Origin of the sequence: Streptomyces laculatispora, from assembly GCF_017353455.1 — a bacterium.
GTDB classification, from domain to species: domain Bacteria; phylum Actinomycetota; class Actinomycetes; order Streptomycetales; family Streptomycetaceae; genus Streptomyces; species Streptomyces laculatispora.
The window spans coordinates 1-8,919 of record NZ_JAFMPZ010000513.1 but is presented as its reverse complement, the minus strand read 5'-3'; the positions used below and the strand labels follow the sequence as shown (position 1 = coordinate 8,919).

The window sequence follows — 8,919 nt, the reverse complement described above, 5'->3', positions numbered from 1 at the left end:
CCCTCCGCTCCTGCCCCTCCTCCCGGCTCGCCTCCTCCTGGCTCGACTCCGCCCGTATCCAGTCGTGATGGCCTGCGCATACGGGGGACGCGATGAAGGCGGCCGACGACGGTCTCCGGACTCCGCCGAGCCTGTGGCGGGTTGCCGACTTCCGCAGACTGTGGGTGGGCCAGACCGCGTCCCAGTTCGGGGCGCAGGCCGGTCAGGTGGTCCTGCCGCTCGTCGCCGTGGTGTCTCTCGACGCGGGGGCCGGTCAGCTCGGCACCCTGCGCGCGGTGGAACAGGCGCCGGTCCTGCTGCTCTCACTCTTCGCCGGCGCATGGGTGGACCGCAGGCGCTCCCGCACGGTGATGGTCCTGGCGGACTGCGGCCGGGCGCTCGCGATGGCAGCGGTCGCGGCCGCGTATCTGCTCGGCGTCCTCGGACTGCCCGCACTGTTCGTGGCCGCTCTGCTCGTCGGCGTACTGAGCGTGTTCTTCGACGTGGCGTACCAGGCCTCGCTCGTACGGCTGGTGGACCGCGACCAGTTGGCGCAGGGCAACAGTGCGCTGGAGGGCAGCAGGTCAGCGGCGCAGATCGGCGGTCCCGCGCTCGGCGGCGCGCTGGTATCGCTGTTCTCGGCACCGCTCGCCACCCTCACCGGTGCGTTCTTCTTCGCGGTGTCGTCCGTATCGATCCGCCGGATCCGCAGACGCGAGCCGCTCCCGGTGCACCCCGAAGGACCGGCTCGCGTCTGGCGGCAGATCCACGAAGGTCTCCAGTTCGTCGTCAGCAACAGCTCCTTGCGGGCCGTGGGGCTGGCCTCGGCGCTCTACCAGTTCTCCTTCGCCGCCCTGCTGACCGTCTACCTGCTCCACCTGTCCCGCGCACTGCATCTCTCGGGCACGGCTGTCGGCCTGGCGCTCGCGGCGACGGGACCCGGAGCGGTCGTGGGGTCGCTGCTGGCGGCGAGGCTGCCGGGGAGGTTCGGGTTCGGCCCGGTGCTGGTGGGATCGGCGTTACTGGCCGACGGCGTGATGCTCTGCGTACCGGCACTGCACGGCCCCACTGCCGTCACACTCCCCGCGCTCATGGGGGTCAACTTCCTTTTCGGTACGTTCAGTCAGCTGGTCAACGTCACGACGATGGCCGTACGGCAGGCCGTCACGCCCCTGCGGATACAGGGCCGGGTCGTGGCGACGATCAACTTCGCCGGGATGGGACTGACGCCGCTCGGCTCACTGCTGGGCGGCTTCCTGGCCGTGCGGTGGGGACTGCGCACGAGCCTGCTCCTCACCGCCGCCGCCATGGCGCTGTCCCCGCTGTTCATGGCCCTGTCCCCACTGGCCCGGCTGGGGAAGTCGCTCCCGGACGGGCATCAGCCGGGAACCAGGCGAACCAGCGGCACCTGACAGGCGCCGGACCACCCCTCACCCTGCCGGTATATGCCGGTGAGTGACCTATTATGCAGGACATGAGTGATCGTGCGATGCAGGAACCGACCCTGCTCCTCCTGACCGCGCTCGCGGACGAGCCCCGCCACGGCTACGCGATCGCGCGTGAGGTCGAGAAGATCTCGGGCGGGCGGGTCACGATGCGGACCGGCACGCTGTACGGAGGCCTGGAGCGCCTCTTGAACGAGGGGCTGATCGAAGTGCACGCGGAAGAGGTCGTGGACAGCAGGCTGCGGCGCACCTACACCCTCACCCCGGCCGGTCGGCAGGGCCTGGCCGCCGAGGTGCGGCGGATCGCCGCCACGGCGCGTGAGGCCACCCGGCGCCTGGGCGTCTCGGGGAAGCCGGCCACCGCATGAGCTCTCCGCTGCTGCGTCTGTACCCGGCGGGATTCAGGCGCGCCTTCGGGGACGAGATAGCCGAGGCCTACCGCGAGGCGACCGAAGGGGCCGGCCGGACCGCCCGGTTCAGGGAGGCCTGCGACATCGTGGCGCATGCGCTCCGCCTCCGCCTGCACCTGGGGTCCACACAGCGCGGCGGCCGCCTCTTCGCGGCCGCGGCCCCCTTCGCACTGGCGGCGACGGCCGCGTACGCCGCCTTCGACCTCGTCTCGGTGATCGGCGACCGGATCATCAGCGGGAACCCCGATTTCCTGGTGCCGCTCAGCTACGTCCTGGGCGGCTGCGACCTGCTGGCCCTCGTCGGGGCGGTCGTGGCACTGGGCGGGCGCTTCGCTGCCGGTGCGCGGTGCGCGCTCGCGGGCGTGCTGGGCACCGCCGTCGTTCTGTTCGCGGTCTGCCTGACGGCGGGCGCGTCCGTGCCGCTGGAGTTCGTGGCGTACCTGTCGGCACCGGTGGTCGCGGCCGCTGTCCCGCTGGCCTGTCCGCCGGACCTGCGCCCGCCCGGCCGGATGCGGAGCACGGCGGGGCTCGTGGCGCTGGCTATCTGGGCCCCGCTCTCCGTGGCCGTCCTCGCTCTGGCCGATGCGAACGGGCTCGGGGCCATCATCCTGTGGCGCCTCGGCGCCCCCACGGCCGCCGCCCTGGCCCTGACGGGCCGCCGGGCACTGGCCGGCATCAGGACCGCCGGCCAATTCGCCCTCGCCTCAGCGCCCTTCGTCGCCATGGGGTATTCCGCAGAGGTGGTGGACCAGGACACGCTGCTCCCGGTCGTCGTCCTGCTCGCCGGCGCGGCCGTGATCCTGCGCCTGTGGCGCGTGCGCGACCGGAACTCCGGCACGACCGGCAACCGCTGAGGCCGCCGGCACCATGCCCCCGCCGCTCACGAGGCGCCGGACGCGGGCACCACGCGCGCCCGGGGGCCGGTCACGTCACCCGGCGCTGACCCGGATCTTGGACTGTCCGTGGCCGAGCCGCTCCCAGTCCTCCATGAACCGCGCGGCCAGCCCGTGCCGGGCCGCGAGGTCGACGAGGGTCTGGGTCCGGTAGTAGAAGTCCTCGCGCAGAACCTGGTGTTCGGCACCGGTGGTGCGGTCGAAGGTGAAGTCGAAGTGCCCACCAGGGGCCAGCACCCGGCCGACGTGGGCGAGGCACTCGTCGATGATCTCGATCGGCGAGTGCGAGAACACGCTGTGGGCGTGAACGACGTCGAAGTACCCGTCGGGCAGGAAGTCCAGCGTCAGGTCCTTGGTGATGGTCAGGTGCGGGACCTTGGCCTGGAGCCCCTGAGCCGCCAGCGTCTGCTTCGCGGCAATCAGGATGTCGGGCGAGATGTCGATGCCGTAATAGTGCCCGGCTTCGAGGTGTTCGATGAAGCGCCAGCCCGCGCGGAGGTTGCCGCAGCCGATGTCCAGCATGCGAGCCCCGGGGGCGAGTCCGTGCCCCAGGAGGTAGTCGAACTGCATCTGCCCCAGCGCCAGCCAGCGCTCGTGCGTCTGACTGCCGACGGCGGCCTCGGGGTTGCGGCGGGTGTCCGAGGCCATCACGGCCCGGTAGTAGTTCACATGGCCGGGGTGCTTGAAGGCCAGCCATCGGTCACGGGTGGCCCGCTTCAGATACGGGGCTATGCGGTCCGGCCGGCTCGCGGCGTACCGGACCTTGTGGACGAGGGATTCGCGGTTGGCGACGAGGTTCTTCTTGCTGGCCATGGCTGCTCCATCTCCGTTGCAGGGCTCTGCCCCGGTAGCAGCCGCAGCTTCGACCGACCCCGGGGCGGGGCTTCACGGGGGCAACTATAGGTCGGTGACCGACATATACAAACCAGCGGCCCGTCAGGATCGCGCAGCCGGATGCCGGACGCGCGCGTTGCGCCGCCCGCGATTCACGCCCGGTTGATCCGGTACACATCGCGCACGCACGCATTGGCCAGGGTGGCGGCGAGGATGATTCCCGCGCACACCAGCAGAATGTGCTGACTGGTCCAGTACTTCGAGGCCAGCGCCACCAGCAGGTACGCGATCGGGACGGCGATGCGTTCGCCCACGGCATTGAACGCGCCGAGGCGGCCCAACTCCTCGTCGTGTAGCTGCTGTTGCATGATCGTGGACCAGGAGACGATCGCGACGTCCAGCCCAGCGCCGGCGACAACGGCGGCCACGAGCACCCAGCCGAGGGGCAGCTCCAGCCCCAGGGCGGCCAGCGGGAGCATGATTCCCCCACTGGCCGTCACACAGACCAGCATCAGCCGTCGCGGCTTCCAGGCCAGGCAGAGGAACGTACCCACGAGAAGCCCGGCGGCGAAGGCGCCCTGCACGAGCCCCCAGGAACCGGCACCCGCATAGCTGTCGGCCGCCACGAGCGGCCCGAGCAACTGGTAACCGGCCAGCCAGGCCGCCACAACCGCTGTCCCGGCCACGGTGTAGGTCCACAGCCAGCTCCGCGAGCGGAAGCCGGCCCAACCGGCCCGGAGATCGCCCACGGCACCGCGCCCGGTGGGGACGGAGCCGACGAGCCGGAGCCCGAGCAGGAGAAGGGCGGCAACGAGGAAGGTGCCCGCATCCCACCCGAGCGCCCAGGCAGGGCCCGCGAACGCCACGACGAAGCCGCCCACGACCGGCCCCATGATCTTGACGGCGTTCCCGGGAACCCGGACCAGCGCGTTGGCCTGTTGCAGTTGTTCCTTCGGTACGAGCCGACTCGCGATCCCCTGGGCAGCAGGCGTGATGAAGGCGGCCGACACCCCGGAGAAGCAGGCACAGACGCTGATCGCGACTGTCGTCGCCGCCCCCGTCGCCACCAGAAAGCCGACCGCACCCTGGGCGAGCCCGGCACCGAGATTCCCGAGGAAGAGGATCCGGCTACGGGACATCCGGTCCGCGAGCACGCCGCCCAGCAGAAGGAGGACCAGGGTCGGCACGGTGTTCGCCGCGAGCACGATCCCGAGCGACTGCGCGCCCCCGCCGTGACCGATCACGGCGAACGCGAGCGCCACGGGCGCCATCGCCGAACCCGTCGCGGATACGAGGTGGGCCAGCAGGAACCGGCGAAAGGCCGGTATCCGCAGCGGGGACAGGGCACGCGCTCCGCGCTCCTGCCGGTCGGTGGTGGTCATGACCCTCCTGCCGGGTGGCACCGTATCCCGCCGCCGGAACGGAAAGCCCCACCGAGAGAACGACGGAACGGTGGAACGGTGGAACGACAGAATGGCCCAGCGGAGACCGCGGAAGGCGTGAGAGACGTGAGAGACGTGGAAAATACCGAAGAAGAAGTACCGCTGTCCGGGGGCCGTGTCACCCAGGGCGTCGTGCGGGTCGGTGACACGGTCCGGCGCCCCGTCGGCACTCGTTCGCCCTTCGCTGCCGACCTGCTCGGACACCTGAACAGGCAGGGCTTCACCGGCGCACCGCGCCATCTCGGCCACGATCAGGCAGGCCGCGATGCCCTCAGCTACCTTCCGGGCTGGGTGCCACGCCGATTCCAGCGGTGGACCGACGCGCAAGTGGCCGCGGCCGGGGCCCTGTTGCGGGACCTGCACGACGCCACCCGAGGCAGCACACTCGCCGGAGCACACCCGGTGGTCTGCCACCACGATCCCGGACCCAACAACACCGTATTCCGCGAGGACCGCCCCGTGGCCTTCATCGACTTCGACACCGCCGCTCCGGGAGACCCGCTCGAAGACCTCGGCTACATGGCCTGGACCTGGTGCATCACCTCCAAGCCCGAGGCGCCGCCCGCCGACGAGCAGGCCGCCCAGGTGCGAGTCCTCGCCGACGCCTACGGACTCCCGGACCGGGCCCGCGGCAGCCTCCTCGACGCGATCGCCGACCGCCAGGCCCGCAACGCCGACTGGTGGCACGCGCACCGCCGCACGCCGGCACCCCGGATCGCCACGGAGGATCAGATCACCGAGCGAATCGCCTGGTCCCACCGCGAGCACGCCTTCACAACCGCGCACCGCGCCGCATTCACGACAGCCCTGCGCTGAGGCGTCCACCCCGGGGACGCAGCAGGCTCCGCAGTACGGCGGCGACTCTCCCGGGCTCACTGATGAAGGGCGAGTGGCTCGTGTTCCAGGCCGTCGCGCTGCCACAGCGCCTGCTCATCGCCCACTGCAGCCCGGGGGCGATCGCGCGATCCCGCGCGCAGACGACGTACGTGGAGGGCGTGCCGCGCCACGCCTGACGTTGCGGCACACCACGCCCGCACCCCGGCCCCTGCGGCCGCAGCAAGGACGCCGCCCAGGCCGCACGCCCGATCGGGGCGTCGTCGTAGAACAACTCCACGGCTGCCACCGGGTCCACGTGAGTGAGGCCGCCTCCTTCCTGCACGACGGAAGAGGCGAGAAGCTCGGTCGAGCCACCAAGACCGGCCGCACTCTCCCCCTCAGCAGGCACGAAGGCCGCCAGATACACCAGATGCCCCACGCCCGTCAGGCCGGTGATGACCGACCCGCCGTAGGAGTGGCCCAGAACCAACGGCGGCTCCCCCATGGCATCAACGACCGCCTGCACGGCTTCCGTATCGGCCGGGAGCGAGCCCCGATGCAGCTCCGGCACCACCACCTCGATCCCGCGGGCCCGCAACTCCCCTACGACCAAGTCGAAGTGGCGCGGATCGTGATAGAGGCCGTGCACCAACACCACGCTGTTCACCAAGGTCCCCAATCCAGCGAAGCGGCCGACCGACCGACCGGCTCAACAACTCCCGTCCATCGCCGCTCCGTCCATCTCCGCTCCGACCATCGCCGCCCCCGCCATCTACGCTCCCGCCCTCGCCGCGATCCGCCGACGGCTCGGATCACGATCCGCCGGAAGCCATCAGCCGGACTCCGTCAGCACCTTGAGCCGTGCCAGGTCGGCGGCGACCATTTCGGCGTCGCGCCGGAAGTCGGACTCGCTCATCTCCGGCCTGCGGCGAAGGGTGAACACCACCTCGCTGCCCGCGCCGTCAGCGATCACACGGACCGGGTTGTAGACAGTCTCCCCGGAGTGCAACGTGACGTCGTGGTCGAGCACACTCAGCTCGTTGTCGGGGGCGAACTCGACCACAACCCGCCCCATGGGGGAGGATTCAGCAATCCATTGGCCGTCGATCTCCTCGATGGAGCCGCCCAAGCCCTGGGCCCACGCCGGCAGATTGGCAGGGTTGGAGGCGTAGGCATAGACATCCTCGACAGAGCTCGCGATGTGGATGCTGACATGGAGCGACTCCTGGCCGGTGCTGTTCATGGCGACGACAGTATCCGGGCCCCCACCCAGTCCTCTTGAAGGAATCGGACACGACCCGCAATCACCTACCACTGATGACGGGCGAGGGCGGCCCAAGCGACACCGGAATGGATGCGGCGCACAATCCCGTTCCGCGCCTTGGTGAACCTGCGGCCTACTTCTTCACCTTGTCCAGGCGCCAGCCCACCATCCCCGCGGCCCCCTTCATCCCGTCACCGTCGATCTTGACCGTGGCCGCCGACGCCGTGAGGCGCTGCCGGAACGTGACACCGTCGCAATCAAGGGTCTGGACAACGGGGTTCTTCAGGGCTACGGAAAGGCGGATCTTGCCCCTTCCGGCACAGACCACCGACAACTCGTACGAACGCCCTCGGGCCAGTTCCGGCACCGAGTGGAACCCGTCACCGACCCGCTCGAGGCCGGCCTCCACAAACAGCGAATCACTGTCTCTGACCTCGGCTGTGCCGAGGGTCTCCACGACCTGCCTGCCCAGTCGCCCATCGGTGGGATCGGACACGTTCGAGGGCTTCTGCTGCCGGCCTGGGCTGCTCGCCGGTGCACTCGGCCCATCGGAGTCGCTCGTACACCCAGTGACGAGGGCCACGGACAATACAGAGGCGTAAAGGGTGAGATGACGAACGAGGGGGCGCCCTTTCCTTTTCATGAGCTCGTCGACCAGCACCGTCACCCGACCTCTTCCATGGGATGCTCCGTATTGCCTGAACTGGCCTCCAGCTTACGGCAGTAGTCTGAACTGGCTTGGCAATAGGACCGGTTCGCCTTGTTGGCCCGAAAGTCGTATTGCGGCTGGCCATGCTTCTTTACAGGTATCGCGTCGGCGTAGATGAACTGGAACATGTCCTGGGATGCGATCACCGACTCGGCCCTGATCCCGGATCATCTGCACTTCGTCGGCCGGAATCAACTCAGCATCCGTGTCCCACGCGAGGCCACCAGGACATCTGCGTGACGATCCTGAGTGCGCACAGGTACGGCGCGCCTTCCGCGAGGCCCGCCAGAAGCTCATGGCGGCCATGCGGTCTTCACTGGCCCGCCCCTGACAGTCTTCGACCGCAGATTCCCACTCGTACCTGGCACACGTGCGGCTCTGGTCAAGAATGGCGGTGCCTGCACCTTCACGGTCAGGGCCACACCCGCGCACTGCCTTCCGCTGGTGTCACTGCGTAGCCGGGTACGGATGGCCACCGAACCGTCAGCACTACCGACTCTTCTTCCGCGAACCAAGAGTGGTCGACTCCATGACCCCAGACGACGTAATCGCCCTGCCGCGCCAAAAGCACACTTCGGCGCGGAAGTTGGACATGGAAGCGACCGCTGATGAGTACGAGGAGAGCTGTTCGTTCCTCGCCTCTCACCCACTGCACTCGCTGGTCACCACGCGGGTGAACGCCCCATTTGATCTCTACAGCCTCGCTGTGGCGAGGATCTGCGGCGTCCTTGAAGTGCCCGAGCAGCCATCCCCGGTCCAGTGCGGCGTCCTTGCCCGCGTTGCCCACGTACACGCTGTCGTTCATGAATTTCTCCCTGGGTCGAAGGCGGTCGGGATGGGAGCCCACGACGCTCACCAGCGCCCCGACCGTGAATGACCACGTCCGCTGATGTCAGAAGTGGACGTCAAAGGCCCCCAACCATGATCGGTTGGGGGCCTTTGCACTGGTGGGCGCGGACGGTTTCGAACCGCCGACATCTGCTTTGTAAGAGCAGCGCTCTACCCCTGAGCTACGCACCCGTGGATGAGACAACAGCGTACATGGCCTACGGCCCCCGGTCACAAACGGTTGCCGACGGCAGCAGCCGGGGTGGGACGAGGCGGTGCGGGGGCCGTAGGCCATGTAC

Annotated in this window: 10 protein-coding genes and 1 tRNA gene; 4 read left to right on the top strand and 7 right to left on the bottom strand. The window is 69.4% G+C overall.

Going from position 1 to position 8,919, the window contains the following annotated elements:
- The first annotated feature begins 92 nt into the window (after positions 1-92).
- The 3 genes from J1C73_RS26930 to J1C73_RS26920 all read left to right on the top strand — a co-directional run bounded on the left by J1C73_RS26930 (position 93) and on the right by J1C73_RS26920 (position 2,688).
- Positions 93-1,391, top strand: a complete 1,299-nt coding sequence (locus J1C73_RS26930; RefSeq protein WP_207318667.1) for an MFS transporter — start codon at positions 93-95, stop codon at positions 1,389-1,391.
- A gap of 62 nt (positions 1,392-1,453) precedes the next feature.
- Entirely contained in the window at positions 1,454-1,792 is a 339-nt protein-coding gene (locus tag J1C73_RS26925; protein WP_207318666.1) for a PadR family transcriptional regulator, read from the top strand.
- Positions 1,789-2,688, top strand: coding sequence for a hypothetical protein (locus tag J1C73_RS26920; RefSeq protein ID WP_207318665.1), 900 nt, complete (start codon positions 1,789-1,791; stop codon positions 2,686-2,688). The genes J1C73_RS26925 and J1C73_RS26920 overlap by 4 nt, the downstream gene beginning before the upstream one ends.
- A 75-nt stretch (positions 2,689-2,763) precedes the next feature.
- Here the strand turns inward: J1C73_RS26920 and J1C73_RS26915 are convergent, their stop codons facing one another.
- Positions 2,764-3,540 carry a class I SAM-dependent methyltransferase gene (locus J1C73_RS26915; protein ID WP_207318664.1) on the bottom strand — a complete coding sequence of 259 codons (777 nt, stop codon included), beginning with the start codon at positions 3,538-3,540 and terminating at the stop codon, positions 2,764-2,766.
- A gap of 173 nt (positions 3,541-3,713) precedes the next feature.
- Complete coding sequence (locus tag J1C73_RS26910) at positions 3,714-4,943, bottom strand: MFS transporter (RefSeq protein ID WP_207318663.1); 1,230 nt, start codon at positions 4,941-4,943, stop codon at positions 3,714-3,716.
- Positions 4,944-5,069: 126 nt separating this feature from the next.
- Here J1C73_RS26910 and J1C73_RS26905 point away from each other — a divergent pair, with 126 nt between their 5' ends.
- A complete protein-coding gene (locus tag J1C73_RS26905) occupies positions 5,070-5,819 on the top strand; it encodes an aminoglycoside phosphotransferase family protein (protein WP_307797806.1) in 750 nt (249 codons plus the stop codon).
- Here the strand turns inward: J1C73_RS26905 and J1C73_RS26900 are convergent.
- The 5 genes from J1C73_RS26900 to J1C73_RS26880 form a co-directional block, all read right to left on the bottom strand.
- Entirely contained in the window at positions 5,800-6,486 is a 687-nt protein-coding gene (locus tag J1C73_RS26900) for an alpha/beta hydrolase (protein ID WP_207318662.1), read from the bottom strand. The genes J1C73_RS26905 and J1C73_RS26900 overlap by 20 nt on opposite strands.
- Before the next feature lie 165 nt (positions 6,487-6,651).
- Complete coding sequence (locus J1C73_RS26895) at positions 6,652-7,062, bottom strand: SRPBCC family protein (protein ID WP_207318661.1); 411 nt, start codon at positions 7,060-7,062, stop codon at positions 6,652-6,654.
- 154 nt (positions 7,063-7,216) lie between these two features.
- Positions 7,217-7,579, bottom strand: coding sequence for a DUF6023 family protein (locus tag J1C73_RS26890; RefSeq protein WP_207318660.1), 363 nt, complete (start codon positions 7,577-7,579; stop codon positions 7,217-7,219).
- Positions 7,580-8,204: 625 nt separating this feature from the next.
- A complete protein-coding gene (locus tag J1C73_RS26885; RefSeq protein ID WP_207318659.1) occupies positions 8,205-8,597 on the bottom strand; it encodes a cupin domain-containing protein in 393 nt (130 codons plus the stop codon).
- 140 nt (positions 8,598-8,737) lie between these two features.
- Positions 8,738-8,812: transfer RNA gene (locus J1C73_RS26880), tRNA-Val, on the bottom strand.
- Between the last annotated feature and the right edge of the window lie 107 nt (positions 8,813-8,919).

Coding starts and splice junctions, on each gene's coding strand:
- J1C73_RS26930 (WP_207318667.1), top strand. CDS start 93: ATGAAGGCGGCCGACGACGGTCTCCGGACTCCGCCGAGCCTGTGGCGG.
- J1C73_RS26925 (WP_207318666.1), top strand. CDS start 1,454: ATGAGTGATCGTGCGATGCAGGAACCGACCCTGCTCCTCCTGACCGCG.
- J1C73_RS26920 (WP_207318665.1), top strand. CDS start 1,789: ATGAGCTCTCCGCTGCTGCGTCTGTACCCGGCGGGATTCAGGCGCGCC.
- J1C73_RS26915 (WP_207318664.1), bottom strand. CDS start 3,540: ATGGCCAGCAAGAAGAACCTCGTCGCCAACCGCGAATCCCTCGTCCAC.
- J1C73_RS26910 (WP_207318663.1), bottom strand. CDS start 4,943: ATGACCACCACCGACCGGCAGGAGCGCGGAGCGCGTGCCCTGTCCCCG.
- J1C73_RS26895 (WP_207318661.1), bottom strand. CDS start 7,062: ATGAACAGCACCGGCCAGGAGTCGCTCCATGTCAGCATCCACATCGCG.
- J1C73_RS26885 (WP_207318659.1), bottom strand. CDS start 8,597: ATGAACGACAGCGTGTACGTGGGCAACGCGGGCAAGGACGCCGCACTG.